This window comes from Haliscomenobacter sp., from assembly GCF_041740695.1.
Taxonomy (GTDB): Bacteria; Bacteroidota; Bacteroidia; order Chitinophagales; family Saprospiraceae; genus Haliscomenobacter.
The window spans coordinates 18,486-38,159 of the sequence record NZ_JBGSLK010000021.1; the positions used below are offsets into that span (position 1 = coordinate 18,486).

The following is a 19,674-nucleotide window of genomic DNA, read 5'->3' on the forward strand; positions in this document are numbered from 1 at the left end:
TTCAACCTTTTGATTTTTTACTTTTTGCTTTACTACCTTTACTTTTTTCTTGCGACCACACCGTCCGACAGATGCCCATGTTGCATTCCATGGTTTTGTAATGCTGCCCTTGTTCGTCATAAAACTTAAGCGGCCCGTGTTCATTGTCGCCCTCTTTGTAACTGCCCTCCACACTCAACTGGCCATTGGGGTGGTATTCTTTGAATGGCCCGTTTTCGGTATTGCCTTCAAAGAGTACTTCTTCTTTGAGCTGTCCAGATTCATAATATTGAAGCCATTTGCCTTCAATATTGTTGCTTTGATAGGTACAAGCAAGTTTAAGTTGCCCACTCGGGTAAAAGGACTTGTACGGCCCATCAAACAAATCTTCCTGGTATGTTTCCACAATCAAAGTATCCCCATCAGGATAAAACAAAACCCGTTGGCCATCAAGTTTACCATTTTTGTAGATGGCTTCTTCCAGTTTCGCTCCTTTGGTAGTCATTTTACTAAAGACCCCCTCTTTCAATCCATCGCTGTCTCGGCGAGTAAATTGGAGCAAATTTCCATCGGGATCAGTCTCTTCTACGGCTTCGAGAGAAAAAGCAGCATTGGATTCTGAGGATTCGGGATTCGGAGCCAATTTTTTCTGATCAGCATTTTGATCGGAATTGTTGTTGGGGCAGCCCAGTATCAACATACCAAGCACTCCAAGCCACAACCCATATTTAGTTGATTTATCCATACTACGCCGGTTTTTTTCCTACGGATTCTCGACCAATGCTGTGGTAATGAAACCCATGATCAACCATAGCTTCCAGGTCGTACAAATTGCGGCCATCAAAAATGACATCGTGTTTCATAATCTCTTTCATCACCTGAAAACTGGGGGTGCGGAATACACTCCACTCAGTAATGATGGCCAGTGCATCAGCGTTGATGAGCACTTCGTATTGGTCTTTACACAGCTCGATGCGGTCACCAAAGTACCGATGAATGTTTTCCATCGCCTCGGGGTCAAAGGCTTTGATGGTCGCTCCAGCCTCTAACAAGGATTCAATGGTATATAAGGCAGGGGCCTCCCGGATGTCATCCGTATTGGGTTTAAACGCCAGACCCCAAATGCCGATGGTACGGCCGCTAAGGTCCTCACCAAAATAAGCTTTGATTTTGTCCGCTAGGGTGTAGCGTTGTCGGTCGTTTACGCCCATTACGGCACTGAGAATCCTGAAATCGTAGGTAAAATCGGTGGCAGTTTTGGCCAACGCTTGTACATCTTTCGGGAAACAACTGCCTCCATAACCCACACCTGGAAACAAAAAACGTTTGCCAATGCGCGAATCACTTCCCATGCCCATGCGTACCATGTCGACATTCGCTCCGACCTTTTCACACAAATTCGCGATTTCATTCATGAAAGAAATGCGGGTAGCCAGGTAGGAGTTGGCGGCATATTTAGTCATTTCAGCCGAACGCTCATCCATAAAATAAATTGGGTTACCCTGCCGCACAAAAGGCTCGTACAGTTGTTTCATTACTTTACGGGCTCTTTCAGCATTGGTGCCAATGACCACCCGATCGGGCTTCATAAAGTCTTCAACAGCGACGCCTTCCCGTAAAAATTCAGGATTAGAAACTACATCGAACAGGGTTTCGCTGGTGTTTTCGGCGATGAGGGCGTGAACTTTTTCAGCTGTACCAACTGGAACTGTACTTTTATCAATGATGATTTTATAATCTTTGATCAAGTGGGACAATTGCTTTGCAACACCCATGATGTAGGACAAATCGGCTGACCCATCTTCGCCCGGAGGGGTTGGCAGGGCCAAAAAGATGATTTGTGCCGCATCAACCGCCTCTTTTAAATCGGTGGTGAATTTTAGACGCCCCTGTTTGGTATTGCGCTCAAACAAAAGCTCTAACCCGGGTTCAAAAATGGTTATTTCACCTTTGCGTAGTTTTTCAACTTTCTTTACATCAATGTCAACACAGATGACATTATTTCCCGTTTCCGCAAAACAGGTGCCCGTAACCAAACCAACATAACCAGTACCAATTACAGCTAAATTCATTTTTTTTAGTTTTATATGCAAAAATACAGCTTATACCGCATCCTTTTTTTCACTAAACTCAAAAAGTCAAAAACGATTGCCTCATATCTGACAAAAACTTTGTTAACAAAATTATCATTGGTTAGGAAAGCTAACCACTCGAAATATTGCGTTACTTTGCGGTAGAACCTGCCCCATCTTGGAATAAAACGAACACCTATTCACCAAATGTAAGCAGAAACACCTATGCAACACGTCGATCACGCTATACTGAAAAAGTCAATTGGCTACCAGGAATACCATGCTTTGATTGAACAACTATTGTCACAAAGTCATTATTTGTCACTCAAAAGTATTGAAAACGATACACATGACACTCGTTTAAACCTCATCAGGATGGAGCGGCTGGACAAAACTGCCCGCATGACCGCCCAAACTCGTTTGCAAATAGCCGTTATCCACACTCCCCAGATTTGGCTTACCTTGACGGAAGTTTGGTGCTGCGATGCAGCTCAAATTGTGCCTACCATTCAAAAAATGGCGGCTTTAAACGACAAAATTGAGCACCGTTTGGTATTTAGAGACCAACATCCCGAGTTGATGGATGCTTTTCTCACGCACGGAACCCGCTCTATCCCACTCACCATTATTCTCGAAAAAAAATCCTTAAAAGTGCTGGGTCATTGGGGGCCACGACCACAAGAATTGCAGGCGTTTGTGCTGGACAACTTGCAAGACTTGAATAAAATCAAAGATGAACAGGAGCATAAAACGCGTACTGCCGAGTTTTTGACCAAAGTTCAACGTTGGTATGCCAAGGACAAAACCTACAGCACACAAAAGGAGTTTCTGGAGGTTTTGAAAAAAGCTTAGCTCTTGTTTTAGAGCATCTCTGAAACAAGCACTGATTAGTTGTCGTGTAAAACAACGATTTTGCCCGTAGCCGTACTTGGTTTTCCAAATCCCGCCTCCCGAGGATTACTGGAGCTAAATACCAGGTAGATGCCCGATTGCACCCTGCGCCCTCGGTAGTCGCGGCCATCCCAGATGGCCTGTCCACCGAGGGCACGGGTTTCGTATACCAAATTTCCGGCTACATCAGTAATCTTCACCGCTGCATCTCGGGCCAAACCCCGAATGGCAATGGGGCCACTGTAGTCAGGTCGTACTGGATTGGGGTATACTTTTAGCTCAACGTTGTGGACTTTTCCACCTTCTACCGCATCGCTTTGAAGCACGATGATGCCACTTTCAGTGCCAATAAACGCTTCACCCGTTTTGGGGTTGATCACTATGTCTAAAATGGCATTGTTCAGCAATGGAGAATTTAGGGTGGTGAAATGGGACAATTGATCGCGCCCGCTGGGGGAAAGTACAAAAACACCATTGCGCGTACCTACCCACTTGCGGTTGGCACCATCTACAGCGATGGTGGTTACCACTTCGGTTTCGAGCAAATATGCCCCTAAGCCATTGATGATTTCTACTACTCGGCGAGTCCCTCGACAGTTTTCATCAAAAGCATTGGAACCACACTCAAAAATAACCACACCTTCACCCGTACCTACCCACACATCGCCGTCCAGGTCTACTGCCAGGCAATTGACTTGGTTGGTTTGTAATTCACTGTTGGCTGTGGTGAATACCCGACAGCGATTATCGGCATCGTCGTCCAGTTTGCCCGAATCAAATACGATCAAACCCGCAGCGTTCGAACTGGAACAAAACCACTTGTACCCATTCTGATCCACCGCCACCTGGTGCAGGGACGTAACCCCGCATGAAGGCCGAAAACTTTTCCATTTTCCATCCTTGCTAAGCACCGAAATAGGGTTGGCTGCCAGGTGATTGGCCACCCAGAGGTTTTCTTCGGCATCAAAAGCCAGGCCACTGATGCGGGTGCGGGCAGCATCACCCACGGTATTGTTGAGGGTAGAATTTTTTTCGTTAAACAAAGTAAATTGATCACCATCCAGCTCTACCAGCCCTTCATAAAAAGATCCCACATACACTTTATTGTTGCTAGGATGAGGGGCAATGGTCATCACATCGGTGAGGTCATCCTGTAAGTCATTGGCATTTTCGCCCCGTAAGTAGGGCGCATTGAAGCGGGTGAATACATCCCATTGACCATCAATATAAGAAGCAAAGCCATCCGAACGGTTGAGGTAACTAAAGGTACGGTTTACGCCCCCCGTTGCGAGCCAAAGCTCCTGGTCACGCACGGCCATCTCCCACACCTTGTCTGAAAAAGGGGAGTTGAACACGTAAGTGCGACAATTGGCATCTTTTAAACTGTTGAGCACCCGAAACTCCATCCATTCATCTCCCATCCAGATGCGGCCAGTTTGATCTTCTACGGCATAATTGGGGATTCCCATACAAGAGCTACTGGCCTCTTGGCGCGTGCCATTGGCATCAAAAGCTACCAGAGCCCCCCGGTCACAATTGCTTTGACAGCGATAACCAACCAGCAAATTTTTACCTTCAGCGCTCAAATATTGGATGGAAAAACCCGCACGGGTGTACAACAATTCCGGGCGGGTAGCATCCATGCGGTACAAACTGCGGTTGATGTCAAAATACAAATTATTGTTGAAGACGGAAATGGCTTTAGACTCATAGGAAGCTGGGAAGCCAGATTCGGGACCCAAAAAATTCCAATTGCTGAAGTTTTGCAAGTTGGGTTCGGACAGTGCTACCCGATAAATCCCTCCCTCGGTGGCAGCATAAATATAGCCTTCAAAAGATACGGCACCATACACATCCAAACCAGTAAAAGTAGAAAAGGAGAACTCCCGCTTGTTGAGGTTGAGCCGAGACAGGCCATAATTGCCACAAACAAATACGTTGTCGGTATTTTCGACATTGATGGCATGTATAATTTTATCCCCAACAAAATTGCTGAAGTTGGTGATTTGATTGAGGGTAAAAACGGGGCCTGTTTCTGGCACCACATCGATCACACTGTTGTCGTAGAGTACCAACAATGATTTACTGCCAGCGACATAAGTCAAAATTTTAGCTTTGGTATTGCTTAGGCCGTGCACCCGACTGATTTCTTGCAGGGAAAAATCGGCCTTGTCGATGGCCAGAATGGATTGTTCGGCGGCGTAATAAACCTTATCACTGCTTTGGGTGACAAAACGCCCTGTACGCAGAGGCAACATCGATCGCCATTGACCAATGGCCAGGGTGCTGGTATCGATTTGGGCACGGAGCCCCAAGAGCGAAAAAAGAAATAAGAAGAGTAAGGTGGTATGGCGCATAATTGTAGTTGAGAGGTTGAGAAGGTTGAGGAGGTTGAGGCTACCGCGAGCGATTTTGACAATGTCCTTGTCTAAGTAACTGCGGTAGCCTCAACCTCCTCAACTTTCTCAACCAACTTTACATTATTCTTTGACCCGATTTTTTTTGTACAGCCCACTACTTTCCAGGTATTTCAGCACGGGTTCAGTCACCAAATATTCAATCGGCAAATCAGCAACGAGGCATTCGCGAATGTAGCTGGCCGAGATTTGCATTTGTGGTACTTTATCAAACACTTTGATTTGAGGATGGTTGGCCAGTTCCCCCAACTCATAACCAGGACGGTAGTAGACGTAGATTTCAAAATCGCGCAAAATCAAGTCGTAATTTTTCCATTTGGGCAAAGTAGGCAAATTGTCACCGCCCATGATGAGCACAAACTGTTTATCCGGGTGCCGTTCGCGCAAATAAGCTAGGGTGTCGATGGTGTAGGAGGGTTGGGGCAGCGAAAACTCGATGTCGCTGGCTCTCAACCGGAGGTTATCGTCGATGGCAAGGCGCACCAGATGCAGGCGATCTTGATCCCGGGCTAGGGATTGTTTGAGCTTGAGTGGGTTCTGGGGTGAAACCACCAGCCACACTTCTTTCAAATCCGTTTGGGTCGCCATATGGTTGGCAATGATCAAATGGCCAACGTGAATGGGATTAAAGGATCCGAAAAAAAGCCCAATTTTTGTAGCATTACGGGTATTCATCGCCTTTTTAGATTCGGGATGGCACAAAATCGTTGCCTCTTTAAACTAGTTTTAACCTACTTGTTCACCAATTTTTCCGAATCTGCGCTCCCGATTTTGAAAATCAATGATGGCTTGAAAAAACTGTTCTTTGTGAAAATCGGGCCACATGGTGGTAGTGAAATAAAACTCGGCATAAGCCAGCTGCCACAGCAAGAAATTACTGAGGCGGTTTTCTCCACTGGTACGAATCAGCAGCTCGGGATCGGGAATGCCTCGGGTGGACAAAGCGTTGGCGAAACTGGTTTCATTGATGTCTTCCAGTTCCATTTTTCCATCCTTGACGAGTGCAGCCATTTGACGGGTCGCTTCAAGGATTTCCCATTTGGCACTGTAGTTCAATGCCAAAACCAAGGTCATGCGGGTGTTGTTGCTCGTATTGGCAATACCATCCAACAAGGCCCGATATGTCCTGCTGGGCAATTTGCTCAGGTCGCCAATGGCTTCCAGGCGGATGTTGTTTTTATTGAGGGTCGCTATTTCTTTGTGTAAGGTATCGACCAGCAAGGTCATTAAGGCATCTACCTCGAACTTGGGGCGACCCCAATTTTCGGTCGAAAAAGCATAGAGTGTCAGATATTTTACACCCAATTCTGCGGCGGCTTCCGTCGTTTCGCGAACTGCTTTTACCCCATTTCGGTGCCCAAAAACCCTCGCTTGTCCATGTTGCTTGGCCCAACGCCCATTTCCATCCATGATGATCGCGATGTGTTGTGGCAAGCGATCAGTATCAATCAGTTGTTTCAAGTCCATCTTGCAAAAGTAAAAAGAAATGCTTGGTTTTTAAATTCATATGATGCCGCATTTCCTTATCTTGCCCAAAAATAAGCTAATTAGAAACCCGCTCCAATTTTTTATCATCAGAGCCGTTTAGTTGCAGAAGTTTTGGAATTAAACGTCGTAATAACCCTGATCAACCATGATTATTGAAAGCGTCGAAACAGAGGTACTAAAATTTGAGGAGTTTGATTACAAACGCCCGGATATGGCTCAATTGTCTGCTGATTTTGAGCGGCTTTTTGCTGCTTTTAACCAGGCAGATTCTTTTGAAGAACAACTAGTTGTTTTCGAAGAAATCAATACACTACGCACTACCTTCAGTACCATGTACAATATTTGCCACATTCGGCATACTATTGATACAAGGGATACTTTCTACGATACTGAGAATACTTTTTTTAACCAAGAAATGCCCACCTTTCAATCTTTTAATACCACTTTACACAATATATTGTTGAATTCGCGCTTTCGCGAGTCATTCGAGCAGCTTTGGGGGGAGCAATTTTTTCGCATTGCTGAACTCAATCGCCGGACTTTCGCGCCTGAAATTTTGACTGATTTGCAGGAGGAGAACCGCCTAACTAGTGAATACGTCCGCACCAAGGCGGGAGCTCAAATTGAATTCCAGGGGGAAACCTACAACTTGTCTGCCCTCTTGCCCTTAGAATTGTCAGAAGATCGCGCTGTGCGCCAAGCTGCTAGTGAAGCCAAATGGTCTTTTTTTGCCGAACACGCTGGACAAATAGAAGGCTTTTATGACCAATTGGTGCAGATTCGACACAATATTGCCCAAAAACTGGGCTATTCGCACTTCACTGATTTGGCATATGACCGCCTTTCTCGCTCCGATTACAACGCTGCAGATCTGGTTGGTTTTCGAGAAGAAATTGTCAAATACATCGTACCCTTGGCTAGTCGCTTGTATGAGCGCCAACAGAAACGCCTCGGACTGGATCAGCTCTATTATTACGACGAAGAATTTCGATTTGCTTCAGGTAATCCCAAACCTCAAGGTGAGCCCTTCTGGATTGTAGAGCAGGCCAAGCAGATGTACAGCGAAATGTCGACAGAGACAGATGAGTTTTTTACCCTCATGCAGGAAGCTCATCTGATGGATCTCGAAAACAAAGCGGGTAAAGCCACGGGGGGGTATTGTACCTTTATTGAAGGATATCGAACACCTTATATTTTTTCCAACTTCAATGGGACTAGCGCCGACGTTGATGTGCTTACACACGAGTGTGGGCACGCTTTTCAGGTGTTCAGTAGTCGAAACATTGGCTTGAGTGAATACAAATGGCCAACTTTCGAAGCCTGCGAAATCCATTCCATGAGCATGGAATTTTTTGCCTGGCCCTGGATGCATTTGTTCTTTGGCCCAGCATCTGACAAATACAAATTCATGCATTTGTCGAATTCCATTTACTTTTTGCCTTACGGCGCAGCAATTGATGAGTTTCAGCACCGGATTTATGCCAATCCTGAGATGAGTCCCGAGGAACGCAATCAAGTGTGGTCAGAAATGGAGCAAAAGTATTTGCCTCACCGCAATTATGGCGACAATACTTTTTTAAAGCACGGCGGATTTTGGCACAAACAAGGGCACGTATTTACCTCCCCATTTTATTACATCGATTACGTATTGGCTCAAATTTGTGCTTTCCAGTATTGGAAATGGGATCAACAAAACCATGTAGCTGCCTGGGAAAGTTACGTGCGTTTGTGCAAAGCAGGTGGCAGCAAGCCCTTTTTAGAATTGGTAGATTTGGCTGGTCTCAAATCCCCTTTTCAGAAAGGTTGTGTACAAGCTGTAGCCGAAGACATTGCCAATTGGCTGGAAAATATTGATGATTCCCGTTTTTGATTTTTGTAGCGTAACCTCCGGTGATAAACCGATTTTTGTATAACTAATATCTAAGCCCATGGAACTGATTTTACAATGCTTTGCTACGGCATTCACATTGACATACCTCTCCATTCCGTCGATTGTTAAAATTGCCTTGGATAAGAACCTGATGGACAACCCGGGCGAAAGAAGTTCACATGAAGTTAGCACCCCTTCATTAGGAGGCATCGCTATTTTTGCAGGGGTAATTTTTGCCATTATCATGTGGGCACCTACCCCAGTTTTTTCTCAAGTACAATACCTGCTTGGCGCTTTTATCATTATCTTTTTGATTGGGGCCAAAGACGATATCGCCCCCGTGTCGCCCACTAAAAAAATGCTGGCCCAGGTAGGTGCCGCGACCATTATTGTATTCTGTTCTAATGTGGAGTTGCATAGTTTTTATGGCTTACTGGGGATACACAATTCCTTACATCCCTGGTTTTATCTCTTTGTTTCCATTTTCACCATTTTGGTTTTGATCAATGCCTTTAACCTGATTGATGGCATTGATGGCCTGGCTGCTTGTATTGGTGCCTTGATTTGTACGGTGCTGGGTTGCTGGTTTTACCTCACAGGTCAAATGGAATTTACCGTGGTTGCCTTTGCAACTGTGGGTGGTATTTTGGCTTTTTTACGCTACAATATCAGTCCAGCGCAGATTTTTATGGGCGATACGGGCTCTTTGCTCATCGGCATGATTTGTGCCATTTTGATCGTTAAATTCTTAGATTCCAACTATAATCTCCCTGTTGGTCACACCTATCGCTTTCAGGGCGGACCTGCGGTTGCCATAGGTGTGATGATTATTCCCATTTTTGACACCTTGCGGGTATTCATCACCCGGATTGTGCGGGGCACTTCGCCATTCAAACCGGATCGCCGTCACATCCACCATTTGTTGGTTGATGCAGGTTTCAGCCATATGGAAGCAACGGCTATTTTGGTTTTTGTCAATAGCTGTTTTATCTTGTTTGTGTTTAGTTTTCATGCCCTGCTCAACATGCATTGGATCATCCTCATCATGGGCTTGGTGGCGGGTGCACTCACGTATTACCTGCACAAGCGGGTACGGGCGCTGAATCAGGCTAAGCTACAATTCAAAGAATTTTTATGACGCAATGGTGGCTGGTTTTTTTAGGGGGAGGTTTAGGTAGTTTGGTACGCTTTGCGATGGCGCGTTGGCTGGCTCAGCCCGGGCCACATTTTCCTTGGGCCACGTTTTGGACCAACTTGATTAGCTGTGCTGTACTTGGGGTGCTGGCGGGTTTGCGCCTCAAAGGAATTTTGCAACCCAATGCCCAATACTTGCTTATGACTGGGTTCTGTGGTGGATTTAGCACCTTTTCTACCTTAAGTTTGGAGGCTTGGAGTTTGTTGGAACAGCAACATTTGACTTTGGCTTTGCTGTACTTGCTGCTGAGTGTTGTTTTAGGCGTTTTGATGATTTTTTGCGGCATTAAAGCCGTAATGATGGTATAAAAATGTGCGGGTTATGCGCTTGACTCACGAAATGTTGGACCGCCTGGACCAACTGGAAGCCAAATATGGCCACTTGGGCCAGGATATGTTGTCGTACCTGGATGGGCTGTTGTACGCGGATTATTTGACCTATTGGGATTACATCCACCTGGATACCTTGTTGAGTTTACAAAAACCACAAACTCAATTCCCGGATGAGAACATCTTCATCATTTACCACCAAATCACCGAGCTGTATTTTAAACTGAGCTTGTTGGCTTTGCAGCAATTGTTGACAGAGGAACAACCTACACCTGCATTCTTCCTGCGCCAAATGCGGCGGGTCAATCGTTATTTTGAACAATTGGTACAGTCCTTCAACATCATGGTGGAAGGTATGGACCGGGATGAATTCCTCAAATTTCGGATGAGCCTTTTGCCTTCCAGTGGCTTCCAATCGGCTCAATTCCGCATGATCGAAATCATGTGTACCGACTTTGTAAACTTGCTCCACCACGAACACCGCGATAAGGTTAGTGCAGCGGCCCACTGCGCCGATTTGTACCCCTACCTGTATTGGCAATCGGGGGCAACGGAATTGGCTACTGGCAAAAAAACGCTTACCCTCCAGCAATTTGAACAGAAATACCGCCAGGATTTGATCCAACTCGGTGAAGATTACCGCTACAAAAATAGCTGGCAACGCTACCAACAACTGCACCTTGATGCTGAAGAAGCTGAACAAATTCGCCAGGAATTGCGCGAGTTTGACCAAAAAGTGAACATAAAATGGCGACTCTCCCACTTCCGCTCCGCCGTACGCTACCTGGACAACAAACCGCAGATCATCGAGGCAACGGGTGGGACGAATTGGCAGAAGTATTTGCCTCCGAGGTTCCAGTTGGTGTCGTTTTTTCCGGGATTGTGGTCGGAAGAGGAGAAGGGGGAATGGGGAAAGAGGGTTGGATAGGATTAATCTAGACCAATAAGCAAGACTAATCTGCAAGTGCCCCTGCATCTCTCCCTAAAAAATTGCAGTTTTGCAGCATCATTCATTCATAAATCATTTGCGTAATGAACGTCAAGCAAATTCTGGTTGGCTTCCTCATCTTAGCCATGCTTGGATTCGGGTTTGTCCAATTTCAATCCGATTTGGCCATTATTTCCAGCAACGCTTTTTCCTTGATTGGCATCATCGTGGTGCTGGGATTGCTGGGGTATGGCGCTTATCGGGTTTTGAGAGACTGAGATAAAGGTTGAGAAAGTTGAGGGAGGTTTAGGCTACCGCAACGATCCGGTCACTGAGCGTAGCCGAAGTGCAAGGATCGCTCGCGGTAGCCTAAACCTTTCTCAACCTCCCTAAACCTTCTCAACCCATCACGGAATTTTCACCTCTTTCACCTTTCTCGGCAACCAAACCAGCATTTGGTTCGACCCCCGATTGCACCAGGAGAAATAAGGTACTGCCGTGATTTTTTGTTTGATGGTTTGTGCGCCAACCCCGTCGGCGGTAGGCACAATGGCCATTCCTGTACCCGTCAGCGTCATCACACCACCTAATAGTTCGGGCCGCCATTCCGGGGTGAATTTCACCTGATCGGGCACAATCAAATTCCAGGCTGAACCTTTGTGGTCTACCCCCTCAACGCAATACACCAATGGTCCACGCTGAAAGGCTACCCGGTTGAGGTTTTCCTTGACTTCATCTCGCGCAATGACTCTGCGGATGGGCATGGCCAGATCGAGTTCTACCACATCGCCAGGTTTCCACGTACGTTCTACAATCAAATAACCTTCCTCCAGGCGCAGGTTTTGGTTTTGGCCATTGACGCGTAGGGTGGCAAAGTTAACGGGTGTCGCATCCAAAAATTTGTAGAGGGAACCTGCTCCAGGGTTGCCTTTGGCCCAGCCCGGCAGGCGAATTTTTAGGGCGAATTGTTGACCCGTAGTTTGGGGATCAACCTGGATTTTGATCAAACCTTTCCAGGGGTACTCCGTTTCTTGTTTAATGTTTACTGCTCCAGTGCTCAGGCCAATTTTGGTGTTGCTGCCCACAAACAAGTTGACATAAATGCTCTGCGCATCGGCAGCGTAGATGTAATCCCCCAGCGAGGCAATCAATCGCGCGATATTGGAGGGGCAACACGCCGTACCAAACCACTCCCGCCGGGAATGGGTGCCGCTGGAAGCCAGTGGATTGCCGTAAAAGAACCGATCGCCACTTAGCGACAAGCCATCGAGCGCCCCATTGTACAGGCTTTTTTCCAACACATCGATGAATTTGCTTTGACCCGTCAAGCGGTTCATCCGCTGGTTCCAAAACACCATACCTACCGAGGCACAGGTTTCACAATAAGCTTTTTCGTTGGGCAAGTCATAATCATTGGAAAAACCTTCATTTGAACCCGAAGAACCAATGCCCCCAGTAATGTACATGTTGCGCTCCACGACGTCGTCCCACACGGTGCTCATGGCCTTTAGGTAAGTTTCATCGCCGGTGTAGGTTGCCACGTCGGCGGCACCAGTATACAGGTACATGGCGCGTACGGCGTGACCTGTGATTTGGGTGGTTTGGCTCACGGGTTTTACATCCTGGGCATAGGCGGTATCCTTCCATTCTGACCAGGTGTAGCCATGTGCGTAACCGTGGCCTCGTTCTTCCAATAACCAATGTGAAAAATCGAGGAAACGTTGGTCTTTGCTAACTTGATACACTTTTACCAAGGCCAATTCCAGTTCCTGATGCCCCGTCACCCAATGGCGTTTGCCGGGACCAAAAAGGCCTATCATGTGCTCCACCATCCGAATGCCTACGTCGAGCAACTTGCGCTTGCCCGTGGAATTGTAATAGGCCACGGCGGCTTCCAACAAATGCCCGGTGTTGTAATCCTCATGCATCGACATATCGGTCCAACGTTTGTCGATGCCAGTCAGGGTATAATAAGTGTTGATGTAGCCGTCCTTTTGTTGGGCGGCGGCAATTTTGTCGATCCATTCATCACATTTGGCTTCGAGCTGAGGATCGGGTTTGTTTTTTAGGGCATAAGCCATGGCTTCCAAGGCCTTGTACACGTCGGAATCGTCGTAAAAAATGCCTTCGAATTTGCCATCACGGGTGCCGGCTACCCGCTCAAAGTTGCGGATGCGTCCGGTTTTCACCTCCGTTTGTTGGATACAAACCGGAACGGTCACACTGGCTATTTTATCAATGCGAGGTTTCCAAAAGGCATCGGTGATTTGTACTTCTGAAAATTTGACTGGACTGAGTTTGGCCAATTTGGTTTGGCCAGCTAGATTCAGGTGGTTAAAAAGGGCGGATAAACTTAACAAACTATAGCAGAGTAGGTTTTTCATACGATCCAGAAATTTGATGTGGTTAATTTGGTCTGACAAATAAACAAAATAAAAAAGAGGCAGCCAGATTGAAATTTTATTTTATTTCCGTTCCATTGCATCATCTATGGTTTATCTTTGACGGGAAATCCCTGCACCTTATGGCTCAGATTGCAGTATTCCCGGGATCATTCGACCCCATCACCGTTGGTCATGTCGATTTGGTGCATCGCGCCCTCCCTCTTTTTGATAAAGTGATAATAGCGGTGGGTGTAAATACCCAAAAGAATTCCCTCTTTACCCTGGATCAACGTCTGGATTGGATCAAGGCTGTTTTTGCCGATGAACCCCGCGTAGAAGTAGACTATTTTGAAAACCTGACGGCGGATTTTTGCCGAAAAATCGGGGCGAAATATTTGCTACGCGGCTTGCGCAATGCTTCTGATTTTGACTACGAAAAAACGATCTCCCAGCTCAACGCCATCATTGGAGATGGTTTGGAGACGATCTTTTTGATCAGCCAACCCGCCTACTCCCACATCAGTTCAACCATCGTGCGGGAAATCATCAAGGGTGGTGGTGATGCTTCACCCTTTATTCCGCCCCAGGTAAAAATCTAGTACAACCAAATTACCAAATATGTCTGACGCTTTTTTTCAACTACCCAAAGCTAAAAACGAACCGGTCTGGAGTTATGCTCCCGGCTCGCCAGAGAAAGCCGCCCTCAAGGCCAAAATGGCTGAAATGAAGGGCCAAGTCGTCGAAATTCCACAAACCCTTGGTGGAAAAAAAATACTGGAGGGAGAAAAAATTGCCATTCGCCCCCCCCATGAGCACAAACACATCCTGGGTTATTACTATAAAGGTGGTACCCAGCACGTGCACATGGCCATTGAGGCGGCAATGGCCGCAAAGCCCAGTTGGGAAGCCATGCCCTGGGAAGAGCGGGCTGCCATTTTCCTCAAAGCTGCCGATTTGTTGGCTGGGCCTTACCGTGCCAAAATGAATGCAGCCACCATGCTGGGCCAGTCCAAAAACGCCTACCAGTCTGAAATTGACGCTGTAGCTGAATTTTGTGACTTCCTTCGCTTCAACGCGGAATACATGGTGCAGATTTACTGTGAGCAACCCCAAAGCCCAGCCTTGACCTGGAACCGCATGGAGTACCGGGCCCTGGAAGGTTTTGTATTTGCCATCACGCCGTTTAATTTCACCTCCATTGCGGGCAACTTACCGGCAGCACCAGCTCTGATGGGCAATACTGTAATTTGGAAACCTGCTGAAACCCAGATTTATTCGGCAGCGGTGATCATGGAGATTTTTGAAGCGGCGGGTCTTCCTCCAGGCGTGATCAATCTCTTGCTCGTAGATGGTCCGATTGCTGGCGATATCATTTTTAGCCATGCGGATTTTGCAGGTTTGCACTTCACGGGTAGCACCAAGGTGTTCCAGGGTATGTGGACTACCATCGGTAAAAACATCACCAAGTACAAATCTTACCCACGGATCGTCGGTGAAACGGGGGGCAAAGACTTCATCCTGGCGCACCCTTCTGCCAATCCTACGGCTCTCGCTGTGGCGATGGTACGCGGCGCTTTTGAATACCAGGGGCAGAAATGTTCGGCGGCTTCACGCGCTTATGTGCCTCGGAGCATCTGGCCAGAAGTGAAAGAAAAGGCGGTAGCCATGGTGAAAGACATGAAATTGGGCTCCCCAGAAGATTTCCGCAATTTCGTCAATGCCGTGATCGACGAGCGGGCTTTTGATAAAATTACCAGTTACATTGTACTAGCTCGCGACGCCAAAGACGCCGAGATCATCGCTGGGGGCAAATACGACAAAAGTAAAGGCTACTTCATTGAGCCCACGCTGGTGGAAGTAAGCGATGCCAAACACCGCCTGATGCAGGAGGAAATTTTTGGGCCTGTCCTGACCATCTTCGTGTATGAAGACGCGGAGTTCGATCAAATGACCGCGATTGTGGACTCCACTTCACCATACGCTTTGACTGGAGCAATTTTTGCCCAAGATCGTGGTGTCATTCACGCGATGTCCAATGCCCTGCGCAACGCTGCAGGTAACTTTTACATCAACGACAAACCAACCGGAGCGGTAGTTGGCCAACAACCATTTGGTGGTGCCCGCGCTTCGGGAACCAACGACAAGGCTGGTTCGGTTTGGAACTTGCTGCGCTGGGTGTCCCCACGCGCAATGAAAGAAAATTTTAATCCTCCTGTGGATTATAAGTACCCGTTTATGGGAGAAGAGTAAGTGAAGAGTGATGAGTGAAGAGTGATGAGTGATGAGTGAAAAGTGAAAAGCAAATTAGGCACTGAAATCCGAATGGTGTACCTGCTTTTCACTTTTCACTCATCACTTTTTACTAAAATAGACACATGAAACCCAATCTTACCGAACACATTCTCGAAACTCCGCGCCTTTACCTGGTGGTCTGCTCCATTTCATTGTATGAAGCGATTTTGCGTCATGACCGCGAATTGGCGAGTTATTTGGAGGTGGAGGTTACGGCTGGCTGGACGGAGTTTGGCGATGAACCCAGTGTGTATTCCATGGAAAGGGTGCGGGTTAATCCAGCAGAAGAAGCCTGGTGGCAATACCTCGCTGTACACAAAACGGACAATCGATTGATCGGAGCTGGAGGCTACAAAGGTGGCCCTACTCGTTTTGGTGTGGTGGAAATAGGTTATGAAATCCGCCCGGAATACCGCAATCAAGGCTATGCCACGGAATTTGCACAGGGTTTAGTCGATCGTGCTTTTCAACACGAAGCAGTCAAAACGGTACAAGCGCATACTTTGGCGGAGCCGAATGCCTCTACGCATGTATTGAAAAAATGTGGGATGAGTTTTGTGGAGGAGATGTTTGATGCAGAGGATGGGACGATTTGGCAGTGGAAGGTGGAGAAAGGGAGTGATTCAGACCTCAAATTCTAATCTTCAACATTCATTCAAAAACTCGGTTAGTGTTTGCAATTTTCGATTTTCTTTTCGGGCTTGATGCACCTCAATTAGCGCTTCTTTGATGCCTCCTAGTATTTCGAGCTTCCGCTTGATCTCCTGATATTCTTGTTGAAAAAGCAACCAATCATCCATTGAAATTTGGACGGCAATTTGCTTTCCCGCGGCATCAGTAATATAATTCAAATTTAGCATAGCATCAGTTGTTGGCATACAACAAAAATAAGGTTTTTTTAAGGTAAAAACAAATGCCCATAATTCAAAGTTTCATAGAGATGGACTACAGCTCCAACTTCAAAAACCGCCCCGTGTGACTCTCCTTATGCTTCGCAATCTTCTCCGGTGTACCCGTACAAACGATGTCCCCACCCCTTTGACCGCCTTCCAGTCCCATATCGATGACGTAATCGGCCACTTTAATCACGTCCATGTTATGCTCGATGACGAGTACACTATTGCCCCGCTCTACTAGTTTGTTCAAGACCTCCAAGAGATGGCGAATGTCTTCAAAATGTAGTCCGGTGGTGGGTTCATCCAGAATGTAAATGGTGCGGCCCGTATCCCGTTTGGACAATTCTTCGGCCAGTTTTACCCGTTGGGCTTCACCACCAGAAAGGGTTGTGGCCTGCTGACCCAGGGTGATGTAGCCCAAACCCACCTCTTCCAGGGTTTTGAGCTTGCGGTAAATTTTGGGGATGTTTTTGAAAAACTCCACCCCATCACTCACGGGCATGTCCAGCACATCGTTGATGGATTTGCCTTTGTACAATACTTCCAGGGTCTCACGATTGTAACGACGGCCAAGGCAATTTTCGCAGTGTACGTATACATCCGGTAAAAAATTCATTTCAATCACCCGCATACCCGAACCTTCACACACATCGCAGCGCCCTCCTTTGACATTGAAGGAAAAACGGCCTGGTTTGTAGCCCCGAATTTTGGCTTCGGGCAATTCTGCAAAAATGTTGCGGATATCAGTAAACACTCCAGTATAGGTAGCCGGATTGGAACGAGGTGTACGCCCGATCGGAGACTGGTCAATTTCAATGACCTTGTCCAAGTGCTCCAAACCCCGAATTTCGGTGTAAGGCATCGGTGGTTTTAGGCTTTTATAAAAAAACTGGCGCAAAATGGGGTACAAAGTCTCGTTGATGAGGGTGGATTTGCCACTACCGGAAACCCCTGTCACGCAGCAAAAAGTGGCCAATGGAATCGAAATCGAGACATTTTTGAGGTTGTTGCCTTTGGCCCCGATCAGTTCCAATACTTGCCCATTGCCCTTGCGCCTTACTTTGGGCACTTCGATCTTGCGGCGGGCACTCAGGTATTCAGAAGTGATGGTATGTTTTTCCAAAAAAGTATGTGGAACCCCCTCAGCCACCAATTCACCGCCGTGTTTGCCCGCTCCGGGGCCCAGGTCGATGAGGTAGTCGGAGGCCATCATGATGTCTTTGTCGTGCTCGACAACCAGGACAGTATTGCCAATGTAGCTCAATTGGCGCAGGGCTTCGATGAGTTTTTGGTTGTCGCGCTGGTGCAGGCCGATGCTGGGTTCATCCAGAATATAGGTAATGCCAGTGAGCTGCGAACCAATTTGAGTAGCCAAACGGATGCGTTGAGACTCGCCGCCCGATAGGGTGCGCGAAGGCCGATGCAAGGTCAGGTATTCCAATCCCACGTGCATCAGGAACCCCAAACGCAGGCGAATTTCCTTGAGCACGTCTTTGGCAATGAGTTGTTGGCGATCGTTGAGGAAAATGTGCAGATTTTCCATCCATTCCACCAATTCCGAAATGTCCATGTTCGACAACTCGCCGATGTGCCGATCGTGTACACGGTAGTGCAAGGATTCCTGGCGCAAACGAAATCCATGGCATTCCGGGCATTCGGTGATGGTCATAAACTCCTCGGCCCAAATGCGGATTTTTTCAGAGGTCGTTTCTTCGTACCAACGCTCCAGCATTTTTAACAAACCTTCCTGCGCCATATTGTAGATGGCATCTTCCGCTCCATCGTATTTGATGGCCAATTTTTGTGCTCCACCGCGCAGGATCATTTCCATGGCTTCGGCTGGAATGTCTTTGATCGGGGTAGTGAGCGAAAACTTGTATTCTTTGGCAATGACCTTGAGTTGTTTAAAGGCCATGTTTTCGCGCAATTCACCCAAGGGTGCAAAACCACCTTCGCTGATGTTTTTGTTGGGGTCAGGAATGACCTTGGCCAGGTCCACCTGGTTGACGAAACCCAAGCCATTACAAGTAGGACAAGCCCCGTAGGGCGAGTTGAAGGAAAAAGTATTGGGAGAAGGCTCTTCGTAGGAAATGCCCGAATCAAAATCAAAGAGGTGTTTGCTGTAAGTTGTGATTTGCTGGTTGTCCATGTTCAGGATCATCACCACTCCGTTGCCAATTTTGAGCGCGGAAGCCAGGGATTCAAACAAACGCCCAGGGTTGTCTGGATTGATGGTCAGGCGATCCACGACCACTTCAATGTCGTGCACTTTGTAGCGGTCTACCTGCATGTCGGGCACCACATCCAGCACTTCGTTGTCGACCCGAATTTTGGTGAAACCTTGTTTGCGCACCTGCTCAAACAGTTCGCGATAATGCCCCTTGCGGCCACGAACCATTGGCGCGAGCAAGGAGATTTTTTTACCCTTCAAATCCAGCAATAACCTTTCCCGCATCTGCTCCTCACTGAAACGTTCCATTTTTTTGCCCGTGGCATAGGAATACGCTTCACCAACGCGGGCATAAAGCAGGCGCAAAAAGTCGTAGATTTCGGTAATGGTGCCTACCGTAGAGCGAGGGTTGCGGCCCGTAGTTTTTTGCTCAATCGAAATAACCGGGCTCAAACCATTGATGCGCTCTACATCCGGGCGTTCCATTTCCCCAATGAACTGACGGGCGTAAGCAGAAAAGGTCTCCATGTAACGCCGTTGACCTTCGGCATAGATGGTGTCAAAAGCCAATGAAGACTTACCACTGCCACTGAGGCCCGTGATGACCACCAACTTGTTGCGGGGAATCCGCACGCTGATGTCCTTGAGGTTGTGCTCGCGGGCTCCGATTACTTCGATAAAATCCAGACTATCGGTTCCTTTGGGTTGGCTTGACATGGTTTGATTGTTTGGGTTGGGCAACCTGCGAGAGGCAACCACGTAG

17 protein-coding genes are annotated in these 19,674 nt (G+C 47.3%); 9 read left to right on the forward strand and 8 right to left on the reverse strand.

Going from position 1 to position 19,674, the window contains the following annotated elements:
* Position 1: 1 nt before the first annotated feature.
* The gene (locus ACEW9O_RS04425; protein WP_373548919.1) at positions 2-724 is read right to left on the reverse strand and encodes a toxin-antitoxin system YwqK family antitoxin; all 723 of its coding nucleotides are present in this window, start codon (positions 722-724) and stop codon (positions 2-4) included.
* Position 725: 1 nt separating this feature from the next.
* Entirely contained in the window at positions 726-2,051 is a 1,326-nt protein-coding gene (locus ACEW9O_RS04430; RefSeq protein WP_373548920.1) for a UDP-glucose/GDP-mannose dehydrogenase family protein, read from the reverse strand.
* Positions 2,052-2,276: 225 nt separating this feature from the next.
* Here ACEW9O_RS04430 and ACEW9O_RS04435 point away from each other — a divergent pair, with 225 nt between their 5' ends.
* Positions 2,277-2,903, forward strand: coding sequence for a thioredoxin family protein (locus ACEW9O_RS04435; protein WP_373548921.1), 627 nt, complete (start codon positions 2,277-2,279; stop codon positions 2,901-2,903).
* A 35-nt stretch (positions 2,904-2,938) separates the two neighbouring features.
* Here ACEW9O_RS04435 and ACEW9O_RS04440 read toward each other — a convergent pair whose 3' ends face one another.
* From ACEW9O_RS04440 to ACEW9O_RS04450, 3 genes are all read right to left on the reverse strand, one after another.
* Complete coding sequence (locus ACEW9O_RS04440; RefSeq protein ID WP_373548922.1) at positions 2,939-5,299, reverse strand: hypothetical protein; 2,361 nt, start codon at positions 5,297-5,299, stop codon at positions 2,939-2,941.
* 123 nt (positions 5,300-5,422) lie between these two features.
* Positions 5,423-6,034 carry a nicotinate (nicotinamide) nucleotide adenylyltransferase gene (gene nadD / locus ACEW9O_RS04445; RefSeq protein WP_373548923.1) on the reverse strand — a complete coding sequence of 204 codons (612 nt, stop codon included), beginning with the start codon at positions 6,032-6,034 and terminating at the stop codon, positions 5,423-5,425.
* A gap of 51 nt (positions 6,035-6,085) precedes the next feature.
* Positions 6,086-6,826, reverse strand: a complete 741-nt coding sequence (locus tag ACEW9O_RS04450; RefSeq protein WP_373548924.1) for an isoprenyl transferase — start codon at positions 6,824-6,826, stop codon at positions 6,086-6,088.
* A gap of 166 nt (positions 6,827-6,992) precedes the next feature.
* Here ACEW9O_RS04450 and ACEW9O_RS04455 point away from each other — a divergent pair, with 166 nt between their 5' ends.
* From ACEW9O_RS04455 to ACEW9O_RS04475, 5 genes are all read left to right on the forward strand, one after another.
* Positions 6,993-8,717 (forward strand): M3 family oligoendopeptidase, encoded by a 1,725-nt coding sequence (locus ACEW9O_RS04455; RefSeq protein WP_373548925.1) that lies wholly within the window; start codon positions 6,993-6,995, stop codon positions 8,715-8,717.
* Positions 8,718-8,775: 58 nt separating this feature from the next.
* A complete protein-coding gene (locus ACEW9O_RS04460; protein ID WP_373548926.1) occupies positions 8,776-9,855 on the forward strand; it encodes a glycosyltransferase family 4 protein in 1,080 nt (359 codons plus the stop codon).
* The gene (gene crcB / locus ACEW9O_RS04465) at positions 9,852-10,220 is read left to right on the forward strand and encodes a fluoride efflux transporter CrcB (protein WP_373548927.1); all 369 of its coding nucleotides are present in this window, start codon (positions 9,852-9,854) and stop codon (positions 10,218-10,220) included. The genes ACEW9O_RS04460 and crcB overlap by 4 nt, the downstream gene beginning before the upstream one ends.
* 13 nt (positions 10,221-10,233) lie before the next feature.
* Positions 10,234-11,169 carry a tryptophan 2,3-dioxygenase family protein gene (locus tag ACEW9O_RS04470; RefSeq protein ID WP_373548928.1) on the forward strand — a complete coding sequence of 312 codons (936 nt, stop codon included), beginning with the start codon at positions 10,234-10,236 and terminating at the stop codon, positions 11,167-11,169.
* A 104-nt stretch (positions 11,170-11,273) separates the two neighbouring features.
* Entirely contained in the window at positions 11,274-11,447 is a 174-nt protein-coding gene (locus tag ACEW9O_RS04475; RefSeq protein ID WP_373548929.1) for a hypothetical protein, read from the forward strand.
* A gap of 129 nt (positions 11,448-11,576) precedes the next feature.
* On the opposite strand, the gene ACEW9O_RS04480 is transcribed toward ACEW9O_RS04475, so the two are convergent.
* A complete protein-coding gene (locus tag ACEW9O_RS04480) occupies positions 11,577-13,553 on the reverse strand; it encodes a glycoside hydrolase family 127 protein (RefSeq protein ID WP_373548930.1) in 1,977 nt (658 codons plus the stop codon).
* A gap of 140 nt (positions 13,554-13,693) precedes the next feature.
* On the opposite strand from ACEW9O_RS04480, the gene coaD reads away from it, so the two are divergent.
* The 3 genes from coaD (at position 13,694) to ACEW9O_RS04495 (ending at position 16,486) form a co-directional block, all read left to right on the forward strand.
* Positions 13,694-14,152: a pantetheine-phosphate adenylyltransferase gene (gene coaD, locus ACEW9O_RS04485; protein ID WP_373548931.1), complete on the forward strand. Its 459-nt coding sequence runs from the start codon at positions 13,694-13,696 to the stop codon at positions 14,150-14,152.
* A 19-nt stretch (positions 14,153-14,171) separates the two neighbouring features.
* Positions 14,172-15,803: an L-glutamate gamma-semialdehyde dehydrogenase gene (gene pruA / locus ACEW9O_RS04490; RefSeq protein WP_373548932.1), complete on the forward strand. Its 1,632-nt coding sequence runs from the start codon at positions 14,172-14,174 to the stop codon at positions 15,801-15,803.
* Between the two features lie 125 nt (positions 15,804-15,928).
* Positions 15,929-16,486 carry a GNAT family N-acetyltransferase gene (locus ACEW9O_RS04495; protein ID WP_373548933.1) on the forward strand — a complete coding sequence of 186 codons (558 nt, stop codon included), beginning with the start codon at positions 15,929-15,931 and terminating at the stop codon, positions 16,484-16,486.
* 3 nt (positions 16,487-16,489) lie between these two features.
* On the opposite strand, the gene ACEW9O_RS04500 is transcribed toward ACEW9O_RS04495, so the two are convergent.
* Positions 16,490-16,723, reverse strand: coding sequence for a hypothetical protein (locus tag ACEW9O_RS04500; protein ID WP_373548934.1), 234 nt, complete (start codon positions 16,721-16,723; stop codon positions 16,490-16,492).
* Between the two features lie 67 nt (positions 16,724-16,790).
* Positions 16,791-19,628 carry an excinuclease ABC subunit UvrA gene (gene uvrA, locus ACEW9O_RS04505; RefSeq protein WP_373548935.1) on the reverse strand — a complete coding sequence of 946 codons (2,838 nt, stop codon included), beginning with the start codon at positions 19,626-19,628 and terminating at the stop codon, positions 16,791-16,793.
* Positions 19,629-19,674 lie beyond the last annotated feature (46 nt).

Coding starts and splice junctions, on each gene's coding strand:
- ACEW9O_RS04425 (WP_373548919.1), bottom strand. CDS start 724: ATGGATAAATCAACTAAATATGGGTTGTGGCTTGGAGTGCTTGGTATG.
- ACEW9O_RS04430 (WP_373548920.1), bottom strand. CDS start 2,051: ATGAATTTAGCTGTAATTGGTACTGGTTATGTTGGTTTGGTTACGGGC.
- ACEW9O_RS04435 (WP_373548921.1), top strand. CDS start 2,277: ATGCAACACGTCGATCACGCTATACTGAAAAAGTCAATTGGCTACCAG.
- ACEW9O_RS04440 (WP_373548922.1), bottom strand. CDS start 5,299: ATGCGCCATACCACCTTACTCTTCTTATTTCTTTTTTCGCTCTTGGGG.
- nadD (WP_373548923.1), bottom strand. CDS start 6,034: ATGAATACCCGTAATGCTACAAAAATTGGGCTTTTTTTCGGATCCTTT.
- ACEW9O_RS04450 (WP_373548924.1), bottom strand. CDS start 6,826: ATGGACTTGAAACAACTGATTGATACTGATCGCTTGCCACAACACATC.
- ACEW9O_RS04455 (WP_373548925.1), top strand. CDS start 6,993: ATGATTATTGAAAGCGTCGAAACAGAGGTACTAAAATTTGAGGAGTTT.
- ACEW9O_RS04460 (WP_373548926.1), top strand. CDS start 8,776: ATGGAACTGATTTTACAATGCTTTGCTACGGCATTCACATTGACATAC.
- crcB (WP_373548927.1), top strand. CDS start 9,852: ATGACGCAATGGTGGCTGGTTTTTTTAGGGGGAGGTTTAGGTAGTTTG.
- ACEW9O_RS04470 (WP_373548928.1), top strand. CDS start 10,234: ATGCGCTTGACTCACGAAATGTTGGACCGCCTGGACCAACTGGAAGCC.
- ACEW9O_RS04475 (WP_373548929.1), top strand. CDS start 11,274: ATGAACGTCAAGCAAATTCTGGTTGGCTTCCTCATCTTAGCCATGCTT.
- ACEW9O_RS04480 (WP_373548930.1), bottom strand. CDS start 13,553: ATGAAAAACCTACTCTGCTATAGTTTGTTAAGTTTATCCGCCCTTTTT.
- coaD (WP_373548931.1), top strand. CDS start 13,694: ATGGCTCAGATTGCAGTATTCCCGGGATCATTCGACCCCATCACCGTT.
- pruA (WP_373548932.1), top strand. CDS start 14,172: ATGTCTGACGCTTTTTTTCAACTACCCAAAGCTAAAAACGAACCGGTC.
- ACEW9O_RS04495 (WP_373548933.1), top strand. CDS start 15,929: ATGAAACCCAATCTTACCGAACACATTCTCGAAACTCCGCGCCTTTAC.
- ACEW9O_RS04500 (WP_373548934.1), bottom strand. CDS start 16,723: ATGCCAACAACTGATGCTATGCTAAATTTGAATTATATTACTGATGCC.
- uvrA (WP_373548935.1), bottom strand. CDS start 19,628: ATGTCAAGCCAACCCAAAGGAACCGATAGTCTGGATTTTATCGAAGTA.